Origin of the sequence: Streptomyces olivaceoviridis (assembly GCF_014650115.1) — a bacterium.
Taxonomy (GTDB): Bacteria; Actinomycetota; Actinomycetes; order Streptomycetales; family Streptomycetaceae; genus Streptomyces; species Streptomyces olivaceoviridis.
This window is the reverse complement of record NZ_BMUI01000013.1, coordinates 94,330-113,758: the sequence shown is the minus strand read 5'-3', so window position 1 is coordinate 113,758 and position 19,429 is coordinate 94,330. Positions and strand designations below refer to the sequence as shown.

At 72.2% G+C, this 19,429-nt stretch carries 21 protein-coding genes and 2 pseudogenes; 6 read left to right on the top strand and 17 right to left on the bottom strand.

The genetic code is table 11. From position 1 onward, the window contains the following. Positions 1-47: 47 nt before the first annotated feature. From IE273_RS24265 to IE273_RS24240, 6 genes are all read right to left on the bottom strand, one after another. Positions 48-191: a hypothetical protein gene (locus tag IE273_RS24265; RefSeq protein ID WP_189817285.1), complete on the bottom strand. Its 144-nt coding sequence runs from the start codon at positions 189-191 to the stop codon at positions 48-50. Between the two features lie 10 nt (positions 192-201). After that, positions 202-990, bottom strand: a complete 789-nt coding sequence (locus IE273_RS24260; RefSeq protein ID WP_189817284.1) for an SGNH/GDSL hydrolase family protein — start codon at positions 988-990, stop codon at positions 202-204. A 135-nt stretch (positions 991-1,125) separates the two neighbouring features. After that, positions 1,126-2,145 (bottom strand): hemolysin family protein, encoded by a 1,020-nt coding sequence (locus IE273_RS24255; RefSeq protein WP_189817283.1) that lies wholly within the window; start codon positions 2,143-2,145, stop codon positions 1,126-1,128. Then, positions 2,142-3,590, bottom strand: coding sequence for a hemolysin family protein (locus tag IE273_RS24250; protein ID WP_189817282.1), 1,449 nt, complete (start codon positions 3,588-3,590; stop codon positions 2,142-2,144). The genes IE273_RS24255 and IE273_RS24250 overlap by 4 nt, the downstream gene beginning before the upstream one ends. 152 nt (positions 3,591-3,742) lie before the next feature. Beyond that, positions 3,743-4,168 (bottom strand): GNAT family N-acetyltransferase, encoded by a 426-nt coding sequence (locus tag IE273_RS24245; RefSeq protein WP_189817281.1) that lies wholly within the window; start codon positions 4,166-4,168, stop codon positions 3,743-3,745. 45 nt (positions 4,169-4,213) lie between these two features. After that, on the bottom strand, positions 4,214-5,101 hold the full coding sequence (locus IE273_RS24240; protein WP_189817280.1) for an LLM class F420-dependent oxidoreductase: 888 nt from the start codon (positions 5,099-5,101) through the stop codon (positions 4,214-4,216). 142 nt (positions 5,102-5,243) lie between these two features. On the opposite strand from IE273_RS24240, the gene IE273_RS24235 reads away from it, so the two are divergent. Together IE273_RS24235 and IE273_RS24230 are read left to right on the top strand one after the other, a co-directional pair. Further along, complete coding sequence (locus tag IE273_RS24235) at positions 5,244-5,486, top strand: toxin-antitoxin system HicB family antitoxin (protein WP_189817279.1); 243 nt, start codon at positions 5,244-5,246, stop codon at positions 5,484-5,486. A 4-nt stretch (positions 5,487-5,490) separates the two neighbouring features. Continuing rightward, positions 5,491-5,865 carry a fic family toxin-antitoxin system, toxin component gene (locus tag IE273_RS24230; RefSeq protein ID WP_189817278.1) on the top strand — a complete coding sequence of 125 codons (375 nt, stop codon included), beginning with the start codon at positions 5,491-5,493 and terminating at the stop codon, positions 5,863-5,865. Here IE273_RS24230 and IE273_RS24225 read toward each other — a convergent pair whose 3' ends face one another. The 4 genes from IE273_RS24225 to bioB all read right to left on the bottom strand — a co-directional run bounded on the left by IE273_RS24225 (position 5,866) and on the right by bioB (position 9,956). Next, positions 5,866-6,558 (bottom strand): class I SAM-dependent methyltransferase, encoded by a 693-nt coding sequence (locus IE273_RS24225; protein WP_189817277.1) that lies wholly within the window; start codon positions 6,556-6,558, stop codon positions 5,866-5,868. It abuts the gene before it with no gap. Between the two features lie 255 nt (positions 6,559-6,813). Continuing rightward, the gene (gene bioD, locus IE273_RS24220) at positions 6,814-7,530 is read right to left on the bottom strand and encodes a dethiobiotin synthase (protein WP_189817276.1); all 717 of its coding nucleotides are present in this window, start codon (positions 7,528-7,530) and stop codon (positions 6,814-6,816) included. 1 nt (position 7,531) lies between these two features. Continuing rightward, entirely contained in the window at positions 7,532-8,812 is a 1,281-nt protein-coding gene (locus IE273_RS24215; protein WP_189817275.1) for an adenosylmethionine--8-amino-7-oxononanoate transaminase, read from the bottom strand. Continuing rightward, the gene (gene bioB, locus IE273_RS24210; protein ID WP_189817274.1) at positions 8,805-9,956 is read right to left on the bottom strand and encodes a biotin synthase BioB; all 1,152 of its coding nucleotides are present in this window, start codon (positions 9,954-9,956) and stop codon (positions 8,805-8,807) included. Before bioB ends, IE273_RS24215 begins: the two co-directional genes overlap by 8 nt. A gap of 147 nt (positions 9,957-10,103) precedes the next feature. On the opposite strand from bioB, the gene IE273_RS24205 reads away from it, so the two are divergent. Continuing rightward, a complete protein-coding gene (locus IE273_RS24205; RefSeq protein ID WP_189817273.1) occupies positions 10,104-11,231 on the top strand; it encodes an 8-amino-7-oxononanoate synthase in 1,128 nt (375 codons plus the stop codon). A gap of 77 nt (positions 11,232-11,308) precedes the next feature. Here IE273_RS24205 and IE273_RS24200 read toward each other — a convergent pair whose 3' ends face one another. Both IE273_RS24200 and IE273_RS24195 read right to left on the bottom strand, forming a co-directional pair. Beyond that, positions 11,309-11,530 carry a DUF397 domain-containing protein gene (locus IE273_RS24200; protein ID WP_189817272.1) on the bottom strand — a complete coding sequence of 74 codons (222 nt, stop codon included), beginning with the start codon at positions 11,528-11,530 and terminating at the stop codon, positions 11,309-11,311. A 9-nt stretch (positions 11,531-11,539) separates the two neighbouring features. Then, the gene (locus tag IE273_RS24195; RefSeq protein WP_189817271.1) at positions 11,540-12,400 is read right to left on the bottom strand and encodes a helix-turn-helix domain-containing protein; all 861 of its coding nucleotides are present in this window, start codon (positions 12,398-12,400) and stop codon (positions 11,540-11,542) included. A 212-nt stretch (positions 12,401-12,612) separates the two neighbouring features. On the opposite strand from IE273_RS24195, the gene IE273_RS24190 reads away from it, so the two are divergent. Next, the gene (locus IE273_RS24190; RefSeq protein ID WP_189817270.1) at positions 12,613-13,068 is read left to right on the top strand and encodes an ATP-binding protein; all 456 of its coding nucleotides are present in this window, start codon (positions 12,613-12,615) and stop codon (positions 13,066-13,068) included. A 668-nt stretch (positions 13,069-13,736) separates the two neighbouring features. On the opposite strand, the gene IE273_RS24185 is transcribed toward IE273_RS24190, so the two are convergent. The 3 genes from IE273_RS24185 to IE273_RS24175 all read right to left on the bottom strand — a co-directional run bounded on the left by IE273_RS24185 (position 13,737) and on the right by IE273_RS24175 (position 15,733). Further along, positions 13,737-14,210, bottom strand: coding sequence for a C40 family peptidase (locus IE273_RS24185; RefSeq protein WP_189817269.1), 474 nt, complete (start codon positions 14,208-14,210; stop codon positions 13,737-13,739). A 574-nt stretch (positions 14,211-14,784) separates the two neighbouring features. After that, the gene (locus IE273_RS24180) at positions 14,785-15,090 is read right to left on the bottom strand and encodes a hypothetical protein (RefSeq protein WP_014671287.1); all 306 of its coding nucleotides are present in this window, start codon (positions 15,088-15,090) and stop codon (positions 14,785-14,787) included. 7 nt (positions 15,091-15,097) lie between these two features. Next, the gene (locus IE273_RS24175) at positions 15,098-15,733 is read right to left on the bottom strand and encodes an ATP-dependent Clp protease proteolytic subunit (protein WP_189817268.1); all 636 of its coding nucleotides are present in this window, start codon (positions 15,731-15,733) and stop codon (positions 15,098-15,100) included. Between the two features lie 444 nt (positions 15,734-16,177). On the opposite strand from IE273_RS24175, the gene IE273_RS24170 reads away from it, so the two are divergent. Next, positions 16,178-16,675, top strand: a complete 498-nt coding sequence (locus tag IE273_RS24170) for a hypothetical protein (protein ID WP_189817267.1) — start codon at positions 16,178-16,180, stop codon at positions 16,673-16,675. Here IE273_RS24170 and IE273_RS24165 read toward each other — a convergent pair. Both IE273_RS24165 and IE273_RS24160 read right to left on the bottom strand, forming a co-directional pair. Further along, on the bottom strand, positions 16,641-17,423 hold the full coding sequence (locus IE273_RS24165) for an IS5 family transposase (protein WP_189817266.1): 783 nt from the start codon (positions 17,421-17,423) through the stop codon (positions 16,641-16,643). The genes IE273_RS24170 and IE273_RS24165 overlap by 35 nt on opposite strands. Positions 17,424-17,692: 269 nt before the next feature. Beyond that, positions 17,693-18,617 (bottom strand): annotated as a pseudogene (locus IE273_RS24160) (transposase); the annotation flags it as partial. Between the two features lie 339 nt (positions 18,618-18,956). On the opposite strand from IE273_RS24160, the pseudogene IE273_RS24155 reads away from it, so the two are divergent. After that, a pseudogene (locus IE273_RS24155) lies at positions 18,957-19,307 on the top strand (ATP-binding cassette domain-containing protein); the annotation flags it as partial. Positions 19,308-19,429: the final 122 nt, after the last annotated feature.

The window sequence follows — 19,429 nt, the reverse complement described above, 5'->3', positions numbered from 1 at the left end:
TACTGGCGGTTCGTGCAGGCCAGCGCCATGGGTGGGTTCGGCGGAAGCTACGAGACCCCGGTCACCTCGTCGGCGCCGGCCCGCTTCCTCTCCCGGGAGCGGCCGACGTGGACCGCGCCGGCGGGCGCGTGTTCCGGCCGGGGACCGAACGTGTGGATCCGGCCCCGGACACCGATGACACGCGAGGTCATGCCGGGGAGGCTACGCCTGGCCCTCGTACGGCAGCAGCTCCGCCCGCTTCGGCGGGAGGCCGTCGCCCGAGGAGCGGCCGGTCAGGCGCCGGCCTATCCACGGCAGCAGGTGCTGCCGGGCGAACCGGACGTCCGCGGCCCGGCGCGTGACCCAGCCCGGCGGGGCCGTCGCCGCCATCGGCACGTGCCACTCGGTGTCCTCGGCGTCGTACCCGAGCGTCTGCCACACCGCCTCGGCGACCCGGCGGTGTCCCTCCGCCGTCAGATGCAGCCGGTCCACGTCCCACAGCCGCGGGTCGGCCAGCGCGGGCGCCCCGTACAGGTCGACCACCAGGGCGCCGTGCTTGTCGGCCAGCTCGTCCACGCAGGCGAACAGCTCCTCCATGCGCGGCCGGAACCGCTCCAGCACCGGGCCCTGGCGGCCGGGGCTGCGCATCAGCACCAACTGCTTGCAGGACGGCGCGAGCCGCTCCACGGCCTCGGTGAGCAGGCCCCGGACCCGGCCCATGTCGCACTTGGGGCGCAGGGTGTCGTTCAGCCCGCCGACCAGGGTGATGACGTCGGCGTTCATGGCCGCGGCCACCGGCACCTGCTCGTCGACGATCTGCCCGATCAGCTTCCCGCGCACGGCCAGGTTGGCGTACCGGAACCCGGGCGTGCGGGCGGACAACCGCGCGGCGAGCACGTCGGCCCAGCCGCGGTAGGAGCCGTCGGGCAGCAGATCCGACATGCCCTCGGTGAAGGAGTCGCCGACCGCGACGAGGCTGGTGTACGGCGGAGGTGTGGGGTTCGTCTGCATGGCGACAGAGATGGTATCCCGAGGCCAATACCTGCCGGTCGGTCGGCTCGCCCCGCCCGTACGGCCCAGCAGCCTCGGGCAGCCGCGGCACCGGCGCGCCCCGGGCCACCGCGGCCGTCCCGCGTCAGCGCCCCCTCACCCCTGCACCGGCTGGCCGAACAGTTGTCGGAGCACGTCCTCCATCGTCACCAGGCCCGCCAGCCGGCCGTCCTCGCCCAGGACGGCTGCCAGGTGGGTGCGGCTGCCGCGCATCGCGGTGAGGACGTCGTCCAGCGGGGTGCTCTCGCGGACGCGGGCGATGGGCCGCATGTCGCCCAGGCGGAACGGCAGGTCCCGCGGCGAGGCGTCCAGCGCGTCCTTGACGTGCAGGTAGCCCACGATCCGGCGGCCGGTGTCGACCACCGGGAAGCGGGAGAACCCCGACTCGGCCGACAGCCGCTCCAACTGCTCCGGCGTGACGCCCACGCGCGCGTAGACGACGCGTTGCAGCGGTACGACCACGTCGCGCACCGGCCGGCTGCCCAGCTCCAGCGCGTCGTGCAACCGCTCCTGCGCCCGGTCGTCGATCAGGCCGGCCTCGCTGGCGTCCTTGACGATCTCGGCCAGCTCGGCGTCCGTGAAGGTCGCCGCGACCTCGTCCTTCGCCTCCACGCGCAGCAGTTTCAGCAGCCCGTTCGCGAAGGCGTTGATCGCGAAGATCACCGGACGCAGCGCCCGGGACAGCGCGACCAGCGGCGGGCCGAGCAGCAGCGCGCTGCGCACCGGTTCGGCGAGCGCGATGTTCTTGGGCACCATCTCGCCCAGCAGCATGTGCAGATAGGTCGCGAGGCTCAGCGCGATCACGAAGGACACCGCGTGACCCGCGCTCGTGGGCACGCCCACCGCGTGGAACACCGGTTCCAGCAGATGCGCGATGGCCGGCTCGGCGACCACGCCCAGGACCAGCGTGCACAGCGTGATGCCGAGCTGGGCGGCGGCCAGCAGCGCGGACACGTGCTCCAGACCCCACAGCACGCTCCGCGCGCGCCGGTCGCCCTCCTGGGCCAGCGGCTCGATCTGCGAGCGGCGCACGGAGATCAGCGCGAACTCGGCGCCGACGAAGAAGGCGTTGACGACGAGGGTCGTCAGACCGATCAGCAACTGTACGGCGGTCATCGCGTCCCCTCCCGCGTTCCGCGGTGCCCGTCGGTCCCACGGCGTCCTTCGTTCCCGCGGTTCCCTCCGGTCCCGCGGCGCTCCTCGGTCCGGCGTCCCCTGGTGCGATCGGTCCGGTCGGGTCCGACGGGGCGTTCGTCGTCCAGCGGCGCGTGCATCAGCACGCGGGCGGCCCGGCGGCCCGAGGCGTCGACGACGTCCAGCAGCCAGCCGGCCACCTCGACGCTGTCCCCGGCGGCGGGTATCCGGCCCAGCTCGGTGGCGACCAGTCCGGCCAGGGTCTCGTACGGGCCCTCGGGCACGCGCAGTCCCACGCGCGCGAGCTGGTCGGTGCGGGCGGCGCCGTCCGCCGCGTACAGGGCCCGGCCCCGCTCGTCCGCGCCGGCGGGGGCGAGGTCGGGCGTCTCGTGCGGGTCGTGCTCGTCCCGCACCTCGCCGACGACCTCCTCCACGATGTCCTCCAGGGTGGCGACCCCGGCCGTACCGCCGTACTCGTCGATGACGACGGCCATGGTGCGCCTGCCGCCGAGCCGGTCCAGCAGCCGGTCGACGGTCAGGGACTCGGGCACCAGCAGCGGCTCGCGCATCACCTGGGCGACGGTGCGGTGGCGCCGCTGGTCGGCGGGGACGGCCAGCACGTCCTTGATGTGGGCGGTGCCGACGACCGAGTCCAGGTTGCCCCGGTAGACCGGGAACCGGCTCAGGCCGGTCGCCCGGGTGGCGTTGGCCACGTCCTCGCAGGTCGCCTGGGTGTCCAGGGCGACGACCTGGACGCGCGGGGTCATCACGTTCTCGGCGGTGAGGTCGGCCAGGTTCAGCGTCCGGACGAACAGCTCGGCGGTGTCCGCCTCCAGGGCGCCCTCCTTGGCGGAGTGCCGGGCGAGGGCGGCCAGCTCCTGCGGCCCGCGCGCGGAGGCCAGCTCTTCAGCGGGCTCGATGCCGAGCCGGCGCACGAAGCGGTTGGCGGTGTTGTTCAGGTGGGTGATGAAGGGACGGAAGGCGGCGCTGAACAGGCGCTGGGCGTTGCCGACCCGCCTGGCCATGGTCAGGGGCGAGGAGATCGCCCAGTTCTTGGGCACCAGCTCGCCGACGACCATCAGGACCACCGTCGACAGGGCCGTGCCCAGGACCAGCGCGGCCGAGCTCGCCGTGGTCCGTGACAGACCCGCCGCCTGGAACGGCCCGGCGAGCAGTTTGGCGATCGACGGCTCGGCGAGCATGCCGACCACCAGGTTGGTGACGGTGATGCCGAGCTGCGCGCCGGACAGCTGGAAGGTCAGGTTCCGTACGGCCTTCAGGGCGCCGGCGGCGCCCCGCTCGCCACGCGCGGCGGCCCGCTCCAGCTCGCCGCGTTCCACCGTGGTCAGCGAGAACTCCGCCGCCACGAAGGCGCCGCAGGCCAGCGACAGCAGGATCGCCACCAGAAGGAGGAGCACTTCGGTCATCGGGTCACCCCCGTCCCAGGATCGGACAGGGTTCGGGAGAACGCGCGGTATCGCGGACTGGGAGGCTCGCCCATGGGCGGACGCTCACAACCTTTCATAGAGGGCCGAGTGCTCCCTCAAGCGTAAAGGATGAGCAAAGAAGCTTTTCGATCTCAGTCCGTGAGCGGCTTCACCCAGCGCCGCCAGTGCTCCTCAGGCCCGTACCCGGCCGCACCCCAGGCGTGGTGCGCGGTCGCGTTGCGGACCAGCACCATCGCGTCCGCGCGCCGCCCCCCGAGCCGTACGAACCGCTCCTCGGCGGCGGCCAGCAGCGCAGAGGCGATGCCCTGCCGCCGCCGCTCCGGGTGCACCGCGAGCCGGTACAGATGGCACCGCCAGCCGTCGAAGCCGGCGATCACCGTGCCGACCAGCTCGCCGTCCTGTTCGGCGAGGATCAGGGCCTCCGGGTCGCGGTCGGTCAGCCGCTCCACCCCGGCGCGGTCGTCGCTGATGCTGGCGCCCTCGGCGGCCGTCCTCCAGAACGCGAGGACGGCGTCGAGATCGTCGGACCCGGCGGTGCGCAGACGCAGATCAGTCATGCGCTCATCATGATCGGGACCGTCCGCGCGCCGCCCCGGATTCCGTCATGCGGACTCCGCGCGCAGCCGTTCCATCACCGGCGCGAACGCCTCCATGAAGGGCTCCAGCACGGTCAGGTACGAGAACCCGAACCGCTCCCGCTGGGCCCGCGCCTTCGCCACGACCTCCTGAAGGGGGCCGACCAGCACGAGGGGCAGCGCCAGCACCTGGTCCACGGTCAGGTCGGGCCGCCGCTCCAGCAGCGGCCCCAGCACCGGCTCGGGGTCGTCGGTGACGGCCACGGCCTGGACCAGCAGGTTCAGCTCGGCGGGCGCCGCCCGGTCCGCCGCCAGCGCGCGGTAGCGGGCCACCCGCTCGTCCAGTTCCTCGGCACCCAGCGGATCCAGCGTGCCGGGCGTCCTGCCCGGCCGGGCCCCGGTGAAGGCCGCGATGTCCGCGTGGGCGGCGGTCAGGCGCAGCATCCGGTCTCCGTTGGCACCGATCAGCACCGGCACCCGGCACTGCACGGGCCGCGGCTCGTGTTCCGCGGAACCGAGCAGCCGCCCCAGCTCCGCCACCGTGCGCTCCAGGTGGTCCACCCGCTCGCGCGGGGAGCCGTACGGCAGCCCGGCCGCCTCGTGCTCCGCCTGTACGTATCCGGTGCCGAGGCCGAGTTCGAGCCGGCCGCCGGTCAGCGCGTCGGTGGTCGCCACCTCCCGGGCCAGCAGTGCCGGGTTCCAGAAGCCCGCGTTGAGCACGAACGTGCCGAGCCGCGGCCGTTCGGTCGCCTGTGCCGCCGCGACCAGCGCCGGGAACGGCGCGACCATGCCGAGGTGGTCCGGGACGAGGATCACGTCGTACCCCAGCTCCTCGGCGCGGCGGCACTTGGCGCGCCACTCGTCGGCGGGCGCGGAGGCGAGCAGGTTGACTCCGAAGCGGAACGGACGCGTCATGAACTCTCCTCGGGCAGCGCTGACTTGAGTCGCTTCCATCATGTCCGACCCCGGCCCGCACCGACCGGGAACACCCCCGTGCCCGGCGCCGTGCTTCCGTGCGCCCTTGCCGCCGCTAGCGTTCCGGCGCTAGCGTCGAGGCATGGCGAAGACCCAGCTGAACGTGCGCGTGGACGAGGGCACCGCCCGTGCCGCCCGCGAGCGCGCCCTGGCCCGCGGCATGAGCGTCAACCGCTACATCGAGGAGCTGGTCAGACAGGACACCGGCGAGGCGGGCCGCACCTTCGTCGAGGCAGCCGCCGACTTCATGAAGCAGTACGAGTCCGTGTTCGCCGAGGAGTTCACCGAGACCCGCGGCACCGACGCCGGTGAAGGCCGCCGCTGATCCCTTGAACGATCTCAGCATCGACCTCGCCTGGCTGCTCATGCTCGCCGAACAGAAGACCCCGGGGGATCCGCAGGTCACCGACTGGGGCGCCCTGGTCGCCGCCGTCGCCCGGCACCGGGCCGAGATATTCGGCGTGCCCGTGTACGACACCCCGCACGCCCGCGCCGCCTCCCTGCTCCAGCTGCTGATCCACGTCCCCGCGCTGGAACGGGCCAACGCACTGTTCGCCTCGGCGGTCGCCTACGCCTATCTGGTCGCCAGCGGCGAGAAGATCGCCACCACACCCGAGCAGGTCCGGGACCTGGCACGGCTGGTCAAGGACGGCTCCGCGAGCGTCGACGACATCGCGCGGGAGCTGCGCGGCTGGAGCCTGTGATCAGCGGGCCTCCGGCTCGTCCGGCCGCCAGGCGACGCCGAGCGCGCAGTAGGAGGTCGGCAGCGCGGGGCCCTTCTCCGGCAGCAGTACCCGTCGGTGCGGGCCGAGGCGGAATCCCGCGGCGCGCAGCGCGGCGACCGGCTCCCGGGAGAGATGACAGCCGCCGTTCAGCACCGGCCAGAGGGTGCGGTCCAGGGCCTGCTGGGTCACCGTCATCAGCCGGCCGCCGCCCCGCCCGTGCTCGAAGAACCGCACCTCGCCGCCGGGCCGGAGCACCCGTCGTACCTCGCCGAGCGTCCGCGCGACATCCCGCACGCTGCACAGGACCAGCGACAGTACGGCCGCGTCGAACGCCTCGCTCTTGACCGGCAGGGCCTCCGCCGCTCCCGGCACCACGTCGACCGGCACCTCGGCGCGCAGCGCGGACTCCAGTGCCATCTGCCTGAGCAGGGGTTCCGGTTCGATCGCGACGACCTCCGCGACGGTGCCGGGGTAGTGCCGGAAGTTCAGCCCGTTGCCCGCGCCGATCTCGATCACCCGCCCGGCCAGCCCGGTGAGCAGCCGTTCCCGCATCGCGGCCATGCCGAGCCGGGACTCGGCGGCGACGCTGATCCGGGCGTAGGAGCGGGCGAACAGCGGATGGTGGACGGGACCCCGCGCCACCTGGCCGGAACGGGTGGACAGCAGCCGCATGGCAACCTCCCTGGACAGCACGCCCCTGGGAAGAGTGTCCCCCGGCCCACCCCGGCGCACCCCCACGGAGCAGCCTGCGGCACGCCCGGCCGGGCACCGGGTCGGCTACCCCAGGCCGTACGCGGGGAAGCCCGCCCGGCACGGCTGCCCGTTGCTGGGGAGGGGGGCGGCGGTTGAGTCGTTCCTGTCACCCCTTCGGCGCTGCCGGTGAGCCGGCCGGGTCACCTGGGCACCGCCGCCGACGACCCGGTACCGCTACGGTGCCTCGCGCACCCGGAACGCCTCCGCGTCCCATGTGCCGTGCAGGCGGGGGGACAGCCAGGTCGGGGCCGCCGTGCGGAACTCGGCGGGGGGCAGGGCACCGGCGCCGGCGGGCAGCGCGCCGAGCAGGGGAGCGGCGGCGACCTCCGGCAGGTCGGCGACGTTGCAGCGGGTGGCGAGATCGGGCGTGGCGGGCCAGCTGCCGATCACCACACCGGCCGGCTCCAGGCCCCGCCGCCGTAGTTCACGTGCCGTCAGCTCCGTCACGTTGAGCGTGCCGAGCCCGGCCTGCGCGACGACCAGCACCGGCGCCCCCAGCAGCCTGGCCGCGTCGGCCAGCGTGCCGCCGGCCGCGTCGAACCGGACGAGCAGCCCGCCCGCTCCCTCGACCAGCACCAGATCGTGCTCGGTGGCCAGCTTGGCGGCCCGCTCGGCCACCTCGTGCGGACGCACCGGCGCCATCCCGGCCCGCCGGGCAGCCGTACCCGGCGCCAACGGCTCGGTAAATCGGGCGAGTTCATCGGTCGTGACCGGGCCGGCGAGGCGCCCGACCTCGTCGGCGTCCCCACGCTCGTCCGGCCCCACGCCCGTCTGGGCGGCCTTCAGCACGGCCACCGAGCGTCCGGCCGCGAGCGCCGCGGCGGCGACGGCGGCGGTGGTGACGGTCTTGCCGATCTCCGTGCCCGTCCCCGTGATCACCAGTACCGGCATGTCATCCCTCCCGCGCGGCGGAGCACACCGCACGCGCGATCCGTGCCACGTCCTCGTCCGAGGTGACGTACGGCGGCATCGTATAGATCAGGTCGCGGAACGGGCGCAGCCACACGCCCGCCCGTACGGCGGCGTCGGTCGCGGCCTTCATGTCCACCGCGTGGTCGAGCTGGACGACCCCGATCGCGCCGAGGACGCGGACGTCCCGCACCCCGGGCACGTCGAGCGCGGGCGCCAGGCCCTCCCGCAGGCCCGTCTCGATCCGCTTGACCTCCGCGAGCCAGTCCTGTCCCCGCAGCAGCTCGATGGAGGCGCTGGCCACGGCCGCGGCCAGCGGGTTGCCCATGAACGTCGGCCCGTGGGCGAGCACCGGCACCTCGCCCCGCGAGATGCCGTCGGCGACCCGTGAGGTGCACAGGGTGGCCGCCATCGTCAGATAGCCGCCGGTCAGCGCCTTGCCCACGCACATCACGTCCGGGCTGACGGACGCGTGGTCCGCCGCGAACAGCGCGCCGGTGCGGCCGAAGCCGGTGGCGATCTCGTCGAACACCAGCAGCACGTCGTGCGCGTCGCACGCCTCGCGCAGCACCCGCAGATAGGCGGGGGAGTGGAACCGCATCCCGCCCGCCCCCTGCACCACCGGCTCCACGATCACCGCGGCCAGCTCGTCGGCGTGCCGCGCGATCAGCTCCCGCAGCTGGTCCGCGTACGCCTCCTCGTACCCGGCGGGCGGCGCGTCCGCGAACACCTGGCGGGGCAGCACGCCGGTCCACAACTGGTGCATCCCGCCCTCGGGGTCGCACACGGACATCGGGTTCCAGGTGTCGCCGTGGTAGCCGCCGCGCCAGGTCAGGAGCCGCTGCTTGCCCGGACGGCCGAGCGAGCGCCAGTATTGGAGGCACATCTTCACCGCGACCTCGACCGACACGGACCCCGAGTCGGCCAGGAAGACGTGCTCCAGACCGTCAGGCGACATGTCGACAAGGAGCTTCGCGAGCCGGACGGCGGGCTCGTGCGTGAGCCCGCCGAACATGACATGGCTCATCCGCCCGAGCTGCTCGCGCACGGCCTCGTCGAGGACCGGGTGGCGGTAGCCGTGGATGGCCGACCACCACGACGACATGCCGTCGACCAGTTCGCCGGCCCCGTCCGCCAGCCGCAGCCGGACCCCGCTCGCCGCCTCCACGACGAGCGGTTCCGCGCGCCCGGGCATCGGGCCGTACGGATGCCACACGTGCCGCCGGTCCAGTTCCAGCAGCTCCGGCACGCCGAGCTCAGGCATTGGGCGCGAGGTCCGTCCCGGCGCCCCGGCGGCGGACCGCGACCAGGTCGGTCCGCGGCTCGCCCGCCACCGCCGGCGCCGACCCGCGGACACCGCCGCCCTCGTGGCAGCCCCCGGTGTCCCCGCAGCCCCCGATCTGCGACCGGTGCTCCGGCAGCGTCACCTGGTCGGCGCCCTCCACCTCGAACCCGGCGTCCGCGATCATCTCCAGGTCGGCCTTGCCGGCCTGGCCCTCGCTGGTCAGGTAGTCGCCGAGGAAGATGGAGTTGGCCAGGTGCAGTGCCAGCGGCTGCATCGTGCGCAGGTGGACCTCACGGCCGCCCGCGATCCGGACCTCCACGTCCGGGCAGACGAACCGGACCATCGCGAGGATCCGCAGGCAGCGCTGCGGGGTGAGGTTCCACTCCTTGGCCAGCGGGGTGCCCTCGAACGGGATCAGGAAGTTCACCGGGACCGAGTCCGGGTCCAGCTCACGCAGCGAGAACACCACGTCGACCAGGTCCTCGTCGCTCTCGCCCATGCCCGCGATCAGGCCCGAGCAGGCGGACAGACCGGCCGCGTGCGCCTTCTGCACCGTGTCCACCCGATCGGCGTACGTGTGGGTGGTGGTGATGTCCCCGTACGTGGACTCCGAGGTGTTGAGGTTGTGGTTGTACGCGTCCGCACCGGCCTCGCGCAGCCGTTCGGCCTGGCCGTCGGAGAGCAGGCCCAGGCAGGCGCACACCTCGACGCCCTCGTTCTGCTCCTTGATGGCCTTGATGGTGTCCGAGACCCGGTCCACGTCCCGGTCCGTCGGGCCGCGTCCGCTGGCCACCAGGCAGACCCGCTTGGCGCCGCCCGCGAGGCCCGCCGCGGCGGCCTGCGAGGCCTCGTCCGGCTTGAGCCAGGTGTACTTCAGGATGTCGGCCTTGGAACCGAGCCGCTGGGAGCAGTACGAGCAGTCCTCCGGGCACAGGCCCGACTTGAGGTTCACCAGATAGTTGAGTTTCACCCGGCGCCCGAACCACTGCCGGCGCACCTTGCCGGCCGCGGCCACCACGTCGAGCAGGTCGTCATCGGAGGTGCCCAGCACGGCGAGCGCTTCCTCACGGGTCGGCAGCTCGCGCCGAAGCCCCTTGTCCACCAGCGTGTTCAGCAGGTCCATGAGGCCTGATCCTGTCCTACGGGACCGCCCCGGGCCAAGGAGACTTCACACAACGGAGCAGGTTCACCGTGTGGGTATTGCCACACCCTGGGCGGCTGGTCGTACCGCTAGGGTCTGTCCGCTACCTACAAAAGCACCGGAGGATCCATGGCGTTCGGCTGGATCGACGAGGAGGCCCGGACGCGCCGCCGCGCCGGACTCGTCCGCACCCTGCGTCCCCGTCCCGCCGACACGCCGCTGCTGGATCTGGCGAGCAACGACTACCTGGGTCTGACCCGCCATCCGGAGGTCGTCGAGGGAGCGGCCGAGGCCGCCCGGACCTGGGGCGGCGGCTCCACCGGCTCCCGGCTGGTCACCGGCACCACCGCCCTGCACACCGAACTGGAGCGGGCGCTGGCCGCGTTCTGCGGGTTCGAGGCGGCCCTGGTGTTCTCCTCCGGGTACGCCGCCAACCTCGCCGCGGTCACCGCGCTCGGCCCGCACGGCTCGCTGATCGTGTCCGACGCGGGCAACCACGCCTCCCTCATCGACGGCTGCCGGCTCGCCCGGGGCGGGACACAGGTCGTCGGGCACGCCGATCCGGAGGCCGTGCGCAAGGTCCTGGCCGCGCACACGGGAGCCGCGATCGTCGTCTCCGACACGGTGTTCTCCGTCGACGGGGACCGCGCACCGCTGACGGCGCTGGCCGAGGCGTGCCGGGAGCACGGCGCGGGACTGGTGGTGGACGACGCGCACGGGCTCGGCGTGCTGGGCGACGGCGGCCGGGGCGCGCCGTACGCGGCCGGGCTCGCGGGCGCCGAGGACGTGGTCGTCACGGCCACCCTGTCCAAGTCGCTGGGCAGCCAGGGCGGGGTGGTGCTCGGCCCGGCCCGGGTGATCGACCACCTGGTCAACGCGGCACGGACGTTCATCTTCGACACCGGCCTGGCGCCGGCGGCGGCCGGTGCCGCGCTGGCCGCGCTGCGGCTGCTGGAGCGTGCACCCGAACGGGCGGCGCGGGCCCGTGAGGTGGCCGCGGAACTGTACGCACGGCTGACCGCCTCGGGTCTGGAAGCGGTGCGTCCGGACGCCGCGGTGGTCTCCGTGCGGGCTCCGTCCCCGGAGCGGGCGGTGCGCTGGGCGGCCGACTGCCGTACGGCAGGCCTGGCCGTGGGCTGTTTCCGTCCTCCCTCCGTGCCCGACGGCATCTCACGGCTGAGGCTGACCGCCCGGGCGGACCTCTCCGGGGCGGAGATCGAACGCGCTGTACGAGTCATCGGCGAAACGCGACCATGAGTCGGCGTACACGGTCGTGTGTCGCACGAGGGTGATGAACGGGTGAGGGGGTCTGGTCAGGGGAAGGCGACCTCTGATCAGAGTGTGGTGACGAACTCCGCCCAGCTGCCGGCGGAGAAGAGCAGCGCGGGTCCGGCGGGGTTCTTCGAGTCGCGCACGGCGAGCAGTCCGGCCGCGGGGCCGGAGCGCGGCCGGGCCGTCTCCACGCAGTTGTTCGCGCCCGTGCTGTAGCTGCTGCGCAGCCAGCGCACGGCGTGCAGGTCGGTACTGGCAGGGACGTTCCGAGGCAGAGCTGACATGGTGCCTCCTTACGCGCCGTCACCTATCCCGGCGATGTAGTCCAACGATTCCTCGGGGGAAAGGGCGTGGAACTGAAGGGTGTTGAAGGCCTCGGAGTAGGCCATGAGGTCTTCTTTCCGCTCCAGGTAGAGGCTACTCGTCAACTGGTCGAGAACAACCACGTCCAGATCAGAAGTGCTCGGAAAGGAGAAGATAACGAAAGGCCCGGTGAGTCCGACATGCGCCCCCGCCGCGAACGGCAGCACCTGGAGCCGTACCTGCGGCAGCCGGGCCGCCTCCATCAGCCGTTCCAGTTGCCGGGCCATCACCTTCGGACCGCCGACCTCCCGGCGCAGCACCGCCTCGTCCAGTACGGCGCTCAGCACCAGCGGCGGATCGGAACGCAGCACGTCCTGCCGCGCCAGACGCACCTCCACCAGGGTGTCCAGGCGGTCCTCGTCCAGGTCCTTCACGGCGGCCCGGGTCACCGCGCGGGCGTACTCCGGCGTCTGGAGCAGCCCCGGCACCACGGTCGTCTCCAGGGTGCGCATCGCGCTCGCCTGCGACTCCAGGCTGATGAAGTCGCGGTAGGTGGGCGGCAGCACCCCGCGGTAGGCGTGCCACCAGCCGTGCCGGCCGCCCGCGTCCTCCGACCCCGCCAGCATCAGCAGCAACTCGCGCAGATGCGCGTCCCGCACCTGATAGGCGTCGAGCAGTAACCGCAGGTCGGCCGGTTTCACACCGCTGGCGCCGGTCTCGATGCGGCTCACCTTCGACTGGTGCCAGCCGACCAGCCGGGCGGCCTCACCGCTCGTGAGCCCCGCACCGGTACGCAGCATGCGCAGTTCGGCGCCCAGTTTGCGGCGGCGCACTGCCGGACCGTTCTGCATGGGCTCCTCCTTACTCCTTCCGGGCCGCCCACATACGGTTTCGCGTCGCAGAGTTCACCGCTTCGAGCGACAGATATATGCATATCCTGGTGGATCGCTCCCCGTGACCGCCCGTTGGTGGCAGTCTGGCGAACAAGCACCAGTCCGGGACCGTACTCGAACCCTCCGCCACATGTCGGACCACGGCCCCGTGGGAAAGGGACGACGTCGCCATGGCAGACCACCTGGAAGCATCCGTCACTCTGCCGAGCGATCCGGCCTCGGTCTCGGCCGCCCGCTCCTACGTCGTGGGCACCCTGGCGGAGTGGGGCCTGCCGTCCGACACCGACGTCGCCGACACCGTGCGGCTCATCGTCTCCGAACTCGCCACGAACGCCGTACAGCACACCTTCGGCCAGTCACCCACCTTCACGGTCGACATCGCGCTGCACCATGACGAACACCTGCGCATCGGCGTCACGGACAGCCATCCCCGCTTCCCGAAGAGACTGCCCGCCGCCGTCCAGCAGGACAACGGCCGCGGCATGGTCATCATCCGCTGGCTCACCGCCGAGTGCGGCGGCAGACTCCGCATCCGCCCCACGCGGGAGGGCGGCAAGACGGTCTCCATCGAACTCCCCTGGACGCTCCCGACGGCGCCGGTACCGGCGGGCCAGCAGGAGCCGTAGCCCCCGGGCAGGGCGGAGGCGTTGTCAGATGGGCTCGGAGGGGGCGAGCGGTGCACCCGGCGCGCTACGGTGGCTGGGCGCGGGGCAGCCGGCGGACACCGCCGGCACCAGCGGCGCCGGTGTGGCCCCCGCCTCGGCGAGCGGGGCCCCGATCTCCCGCCGGGTCGGAGGGTACGGCGCCACACTGATCAGCGGCTGCCCGGAGAGCTCCACCAGGCGGAAGCCGGGACGAGGTTCGGCGAACGCGTGCCCCGGGGCGGGCGGTCACCAGGACCGGTTCCTGCACCTGGGTCGGCCCCGGCCCGGCCGCCACCGCGGTGCCCCGGGCCGGCCGGTCGTAGTCCATGGGCGAGACGCGTACACCGGGATGCGCCCGGCGGACCGCGCTCAGCGCGGGCGGCAGCAGATGCCGACGGCGGCCGGGAAGGTGCCGAGCCGTCACGTCCGGGTGAGCCCGGTCGGCCAGGCCCGTTCGTGCCGGGCCCGCTCCAGTTCGGGCTTCGCGTCCCGAGGGCGCTTCGGGGGCACGCTCGGACGCCGGAGGGAGGCGCGGTCCGGGACCGCCCGTCCGTGTCGGCCCCGGACCGCCCGCGAAGGGTCGCGGGCGGGCGTCGGAGCGGCGCTGGGAGCGGCCCTGCTGCTGGAGCCGCTCCTGGCCCGGGGGCGGGTCAGCTGACCCGGCCGTACCAGACGCTCCTCGTCCAGATCCTCTCCAGCTTCACCACGTCCCCGGTCTTCGGGGCGTGCCAGATCTTGCCGTGACCGGCGTAGATGCCGACGTGGTAGACGTACGAACCTGAGTGGAAGAAGACCAGGTCGCCCGCCTTGCGGCTCCTGGAGGAGATGTGGTGCGTCTTGTTGTACTGCTGGGCGGCGGTGCGCGGCAGCTTCTTGCCGACCTTCTTGTACGAGTAGAGCGTCAGCCCCGAGCAGTCGAACCGGCGCGGCCCGGTGGCTCCCCACGCGTAGGGGGCACCCTTCTTCGAGGCCGCGACCTTGAGCGCCTTCGTCGCCATGGTCGCGGCGGAGGCGTCGGTGGCGAGACCGGGCACCGCGATCGAGCCGCCCACGGCGGCGAGGGTCAGAGCCGAGGCCGTGCCGGCCCGGGCCATCAGCGACGGGACACGATTGAGCGCAGTCATGCGCAACCCTTCGTCAGCCGCCTGTGAAGGATGACCTGTCGGATTCGGGCTGGCGAAGTTGCCCGGCCGCGTTGCCACGGCTTCACCCCAAGGGTTGCCCGGAGCCGACGACCGTCCGTGTCGTACGGACGAACATCTGTTCCGGCGACCCGTCTTGCTCGGGTCCTCCACTCCTGCCGATCCACTCCGTCGACCGGTCATCCGGGCGGCGGCAGGACTCGGCGTCCGCCCGGATCGCCCCGCCGCGGTGGCGGGGGCTTGTCGTCAGACACGGATCTTGGCTCACAACTGTCGGAAAATCCCAACGCAATCGGGGATTTGTGGCGTTACTCACCACTCACCCGTTCGGGTGGACACTGCTCTGTTCGAGCGTCCGTCAGATCCCGGACGTAGCCGCCGACCTGGGGCGAAGCGCCTCCCGGCGGCTCATGTCGTGGCGCTTGGCGCAACTCGGCGGGCCCGGAAAACGATCTGGATGTACACCGGTCGGCGGTACGTCGTTCGGGCCGTTTCAAGTCCCGCCCGAACGACGCGTGTCGACGCGCGGGCCCGCCGAGCCGGCGGAGCGTCCGCGTCAGCCGACGCCGTCCGGCGGGAGCGCGACGCGAGCGGCCCGGCGCTCACCGTCCAGCACCCGCAACGCCCGTGCCAGCGTGTCCCCGTGCAGCTCCGTCTCGCCCCGTTGGTGCATCAGCGCGAGCGCGTCCCGCAGCTCTGCCGCCTTGCGCACCAGGGCCTGGGCCGCGCGCAGCCCGCGGTAGGTGTCCCCGGGCCGGGCCGGGTTGATGCGACCCAGCAGGTCGACGGCCTCCAGGTAACGGTCGATCAACTCACCCTCGGCGCGGGTCAGCGCGGGCAGTGGTGGGAGGTCCGGCAGCATGGGCGGCTCACCTCGCGTCCGGTGCGCCGGGCGTGTCCCGGCGGCTCGGCACGATGCCGTCCACGAGACCGTAGGCGACCGCCCCGGCGGCGTCCAGGATCAGGTCACGCTCCAGGTCCTCGTGGACCTGCCCGGCCGTGCGCCCCGTGTGCCGCGCGAGCATCTCCGCGAGCGTCGCGCGGATCCGGGTCAACTCCTCCGCCTGGATGAGCAGGTCGCTGGGCTGTCCGCGCACCGGCTCGGGCAGCGCGGGCTGCTCGATCACCATGCGGGCGCCGGGCAGGGTGAACCTCTTGCCCGGGGTGCCGGCCGCGAGCAGCACCGCGGCCGAGGCGGAGGCCTGGCCCAGGCAGTAGGTCGCCACGTCGCAGCCGACGTACTGCATCACGTCGTAGATCGCCGCCATGGCGTCGAACGAGCCGCCCGGCGAGTTGACGTACAGCGTGATGTCCCGGTCCGGCGCCGCGTGCTCCAGGTACATGAGCTGGGCCGTCACGTCGTTCGCCGCCGCGGTGTCGACCGGCGTGCCGAGGAAGACGATCCGGTCCTCGAAGAGCTTCGCGTACGGATCGAGGGTGCGTACTGCGCTCCCGGTGCGCTCGGTGAACTCGGGCAGGACATGACGGGCGGACGGTCGGGACATGGACGTACCCCTCCTCATGACGAGGCCCCGATGGGCTCGGCTCCTGTAAAAAATGTACAGGATGTACGTGACGTTATGATGGACCGAATTCTAGTGATCAGGTCAAAGCCCAGGTCAGAGGGCCTTTTACTCCTCGCTGGTCACAGATACCTCACAACTGTTCCTGGAACTGCGGCAATAAGGCCGAGATGCATCGGATGACCGGGCGGGTCGTCGAGTGCCCGATCGACGAGATGGGCCGGCCGCGGGGATCCAAGGACGCAGCCCTGCGGATCCCGCCGACCGAGCCGGAGGGGGCTTGTGCGAGCGCAGGTCAGATCGGCGGCGCTCAGAAGCTGTTGTCTTTCCGAGAGTGACGGGTGCCTCTCCGCTGGTCAGGTGTAGGTGCGGTGTTTCGGCGGCAGGGACGAGGTGTCGTGTCGTCTGTTCGGTGGAGGTGCCGGGATGTCGTCGGTGATGGGGTTGCTGGAGGAGCGTGAGCGCGCCGCTCGGCAGCGGGTGGAGGAGGCTCCTCAGGCCGAGCTGCGGGAGGCCGAGGCCGTGTGGGAGCGGTTCGTGATCGCCCGTGAGACGGTGGGCGAGGTTCTGGCGGAGCTTCGCGGTGGTGAGTCCGTCCCGCCAGTCGTGGTGGCCCGCGAACGGCCAGTACGGGTCACGGCGGCGGTGCCCGGTTCGGTGGTGCCGCACTGGCAGGAAGGACTCGCCCCGACGGTTCTCGCGCCGGGCTACCAGCGGATCATGGACGTCCTGGCCGGTGGGACCGGGACGCACGGGGAGGCGATGGACTGCCGGCAACTCGCGGCGATTGTCGGGCTGGAGCCGGTCCCGGCGAAGGTGGAAGGGGTGCGGTCGAAAGCGAAGCGCCTGGCCGCACGGGGCTGGCTGGCGCAGGAAAGCCCGGGGCTGTTCAGCGTGCCCGTCGCACGAGCCGGCGGCTCATGACCATGCTCATCGACCACCGGATCACCGCCTCCGAGGTGTCGGTGCGTGTCTCGCAGTCGCGGGCCAGTCGGCGTGAGTGCATCAGCCACGCGAACGTGCGCTCCACCAGCCACCTCTTCGGCAACACGGTGAAGCCGCTGGTGTCGTCGCTGCGTCTGACCACCGTCAGCGCGACGTGCAGGACACCGCGGGCGAAGTCGACCAGGCGCCCGGTATGGCCTCCGTCGGCCCACACCCGCGTGACGCGCCAGTGCCGCTCACGCAGCCGGACCAGCAGGGTCTGCCCCGCATCCCGGTCGGTGACCGAGGCCGCGGTCACCATCACGGCCAGCAACAGTCCGAGGGTGTCCACCACGATGTGCCGCTTGCGGCCGTTGACCTTCTTTCCGCCGTCGAAGCCCCTGGTCGCGGCCGGCACCGACGCGGCTTCCCTCACCGACCGAGCGTCGATGACGGCCGCCGTCGGCTCCGGATCCCGGCCCGCAGCCATGCGGACCCGGTCACGCAGCCGGTCGTGGAACTCGGCGGCCAGGCCCTCGTCCCGCCAGCGCCGGAAGAAGGCGTAGGCGCGATCCCACGCGGGGAAGTCCGCGGGCATCGCCCGCCAGGTGATGCCGCCCGCGACCAGGTAGCGCACCGCGTCGACCATCTGCCGGTGGCAATAGCTCTCCGGCTGCCCACCGCGGCCCTCCAACCAGCCGGGGACCGGCATTGCGTCACCTACGACCGCCCACTCCGCGTCGCTCATGTCGGACGGATACCTCGGTCGCCTGTACGGCCGATCCCCGGCGTTCCCGAACCGGTGAGCGAGACAATCACACGACAGGTACGCCGAGTTGGACGACATCAGCGCCGGCACGGAAGAATGCAGCACCAGGGGCCTCCTATTGCTCGGTTGGATTCGACACCCACGAGCTGTGCGGGAGGCCCCGCTCTCATGCCCGGACAGCCAGAAGATCACCCGACCGAGTCGACGATTTCGAACTCACGCTCACCAAGATCGATAGAGCAACGGTTTCTGAGGAACACCTGCCACCACAGGTCCACGTCTGCCGGGGCGGCGTCGGTCCTAGAGGACCACAGCCATACCGGCGGTGCCTCCCAAGGTGCCCTCGACGACGGGGAGTTCACCGTCGTGCTCCAGCCAGGCCGAGCGGTGGGTCAGCCTCGGGTGGACTCGGTCCCACGCCTGGGCTTCGGCCTTGCCGTAGTTGGTGGTGTCGGTGACGGTGGTGATCGCCGCCTCGGGCCAGGTCTCGGGTTTGGCGAAGCGGAACTCCTTGCCGTGCTTCGGCTGCCGGCCGCCCTGGGGATAGGCCAGGGCGTACTCCTTGGGCGAGGGCTTCGGCAGCCGCATCACCCGGTCGCTGCGGATTCGCCCGACCAACTCGACAGGAAGATTCCGCAGAACCCAGGCCAGGCGGGTGACGTCGTAACCCGCGTCCATGACGATCGTGATGTCCGGGTCGCCGGGTGTCCACTGGCCGGCTGAGATGAGCGGCTCGGCCACCGCTCGGAGTTGGGCGGCGGTGACGGCGGTCGCATCATCTCCGGGTCCCAGCCGGACCACGTCCAGGATCGATGTCCACGAGGTGGCTCCCGGTTCGAGGACGGCGACGAAGGAGTACGGCCAGCCCGGGATGAACTGGGAGGCGGACTTCGCCCGGCCGTAGACGTGGCAGAACAGCCGGTCTGCCGAGCACGGCACGTCCGAGCGCAGCCACGGCGACACGTCGACCGCCAGCACCAGGTGGCCGCCCTCGAACCGGGGCAACGGCAGCCCGGCGAGCAAGGTCCGCAGCCTCTCGACGTCGATCCGGCCCCGGTTGAGAGCTCCGTACAACGCGCCGTGCCCACGCCGGTGCTCGGGCACCATCGTGAGGTCCACCGGCGAGGTGACCGGCCCGCGGACGCACAACAGCGCGTCGGCTAGTTCGAACAGTTCGTCACGCCGGGGAGAACAAGCTCAGCATGACCCACACATCAAGCAGGAGAGCCCAATAGTCCACCAGGGCACTGCTGCTATTTCGCAGTGCACTGATCCACCGTGAAGGCGTGAGAGGCGGTGCGACTCCTGCCAGGATCGATTCCGAGCAAGTGAGGACGCACCCCGCAGCACACGGGTCCGGCACGGCCCGGACCGATCCTTCGATTAGACGCACGGAGCGAACCGTTCGTCCTCCACTCCCCGCCCTCCCGCAGGAGTTCTCGTGACCAGTACCAGTACGGTGCAGATCGGCACGGACCGCGAAGCCGACTCGGCCGAGGCGCCCCACCGCTCGTGCGCATCAGGGGTCTCGACAAGTACTACGGCGCCACCCAAGTGCTGCACGGCGTCGACCTCGACGTCGCCGCCGGCGAAATGGTGGCGATCACCGGGCCGTCCGGCTCCGGCAAGTCGACGCTGTGCCGCTGCGTCAACCGGCTGGAGTCCGCGACCGTGGGCACCGTCACCCTCGACGGAGTGCCCCTGCCCGCCGAGGGACGGGAACTCAGCCGGCTCCGAGCGGAGGTCGGCATGGTCTTCCAGTCCTTCAACCTCTTCGCCCACCTGACGGTGATGCAGAACCTCATGCTCGCCCCGGTCAAGGTCCGCGACGGGCCGCGCCGCCGGGCGCCGCCCCATGCCCGCCTGTCCCCGACCGCGCCGCCCTGCTCGCAGCCGAGGCTCGGGGGCTCCGCCCTGCCGGGCGCCGGTCGGCTGAAGATGGCACGCGCCGGTGTGCCATGGCCATCAGAGCCAGATTCTACCTA

Bases quoted from the DNA above. Each gene is read 5' to 3' on its own strand.
- IE273_RS24245 (WP_189817281.1), bottom strand. From the start codon at position 4,168: ATGACTGATCTGCGTCTGCGCACCGCCGGGTCCGACGATCTCGACGCC.
- IE273_RS24250 (WP_189817282.1), bottom strand. From the start codon at position 3,590: ATGACCGAAGTGCTCCTCCTTCTGGTGGCGATCCTGCTGTCGCTGGCC.
- IE273_RS24240 (WP_189817280.1), bottom strand. From the start codon at position 5,101: ATGACGCGTCCGTTCCGCTTCGGAGTCAACCTGCTCGCCTCCGCGCCC.
- IE273_RS24180 (WP_014671287.1), bottom strand. From the start codon at position 15,090: ATGCTGCCGGACCTCCCACCACTGCCCGCGCTGACCCGCGCCGAGGGT.
- IE273_RS24215 (WP_189817275.1), bottom strand. From the start codon at position 8,812: ATGCCTGAGCTCGGCGTGCCGGAGCTGCTGGAACTGGACCGGCGGCAC.
- IE273_RS24255 (WP_189817283.1), bottom strand. From the start codon at position 2,145: ATGACCGCCGTACAGTTGCTGATCGGTCTGACGACCCTCGTCGTCAAC.
- IE273_RS24190 (WP_189817270.1), top strand. From the start codon at position 12,613: ATGGCAGACCACCTGGAAGCATCCGTCACTCTGCCGAGCGATCCGGCC.
- IE273_RS24195 (WP_189817271.1), bottom strand. From the start codon at position 12,400: ATGCAGAACGGTCCGGCAGTGCGCCGCCGCAAACTGGGCGCCGAACTG.
- IE273_RS24170 (WP_189817267.1), top strand. From the start codon at position 16,178: ATGTCGTCGGTGATGGGGTTGCTGGAGGAGCGTGAGCGCGCCGCTCGG.
- IE273_RS24225 (WP_189817277.1), bottom strand. From the start codon at position 6,558: ATGCGGCTGCTGTCCACCCGTTCCGGCCAGGTGGCGCGGGGTCCCGTC.
- bioD (WP_189817276.1), bottom strand. From the start codon at position 7,530: ATGCCGGTACTGGTGATCACGGGGACGGGCACGGAGATCGGCAAGACC.
- IE273_RS24200 (WP_189817272.1), bottom strand. From the start codon at position 11,530: ATGTCAGCTCTGCCTCGGAACGTCCCTGCCAGTACCGACCTGCACGCC.
- IE273_RS24205 (WP_189817273.1), top strand. From the start codon at position 10,104: ATGGCGTTCGGCTGGATCGACGAGGAGGCCCGGACGCGCCGCCGCGCC.
- IE273_RS24185 (WP_189817269.1), bottom strand. From the start codon at position 14,210: ATGACTGCGCTCAATCGTGTCCCGTCGCTGATGGCCCGGGCCGGCACG.
- IE273_RS24265 (WP_189817285.1), bottom strand. From the start codon at position 191: ATGACCTCGCGTGTCATCGGTGTCCGGGGCCGGATCCACACGTTCGGT.
- IE273_RS24235 (WP_189817279.1), top strand. From the start codon at position 5,244: ATGGCGAAGACCCAGCTGAACGTGCGCGTGGACGAGGGCACCGCCCGT.
- IE273_RS24165 (WP_189817266.1), bottom strand. From the start codon at position 17,423: ATGAGCGACGCGGAGTGGGCGGTCGTAGGTGACGCAATGCCGGTCCCC.
- bioB (WP_189817274.1), bottom strand. From the start codon at position 9,956: ATGGACCTGCTGAACACGCTGGTGGACAAGGGGCTTCGGCGCGAGCTG.
- IE273_RS24175 (WP_189817268.1), bottom strand. From the start codon at position 15,733: ATGTCCCGACCGTCCGCCCGTCATGTCCTGCCCGAGTTCACCGAGCGC.
- IE273_RS24260 (WP_189817284.1), bottom strand. From the start codon at position 990: ATGCAGACGAACCCCACACCTCCGCCGTACACCAGCCTCGTCGCGGTC.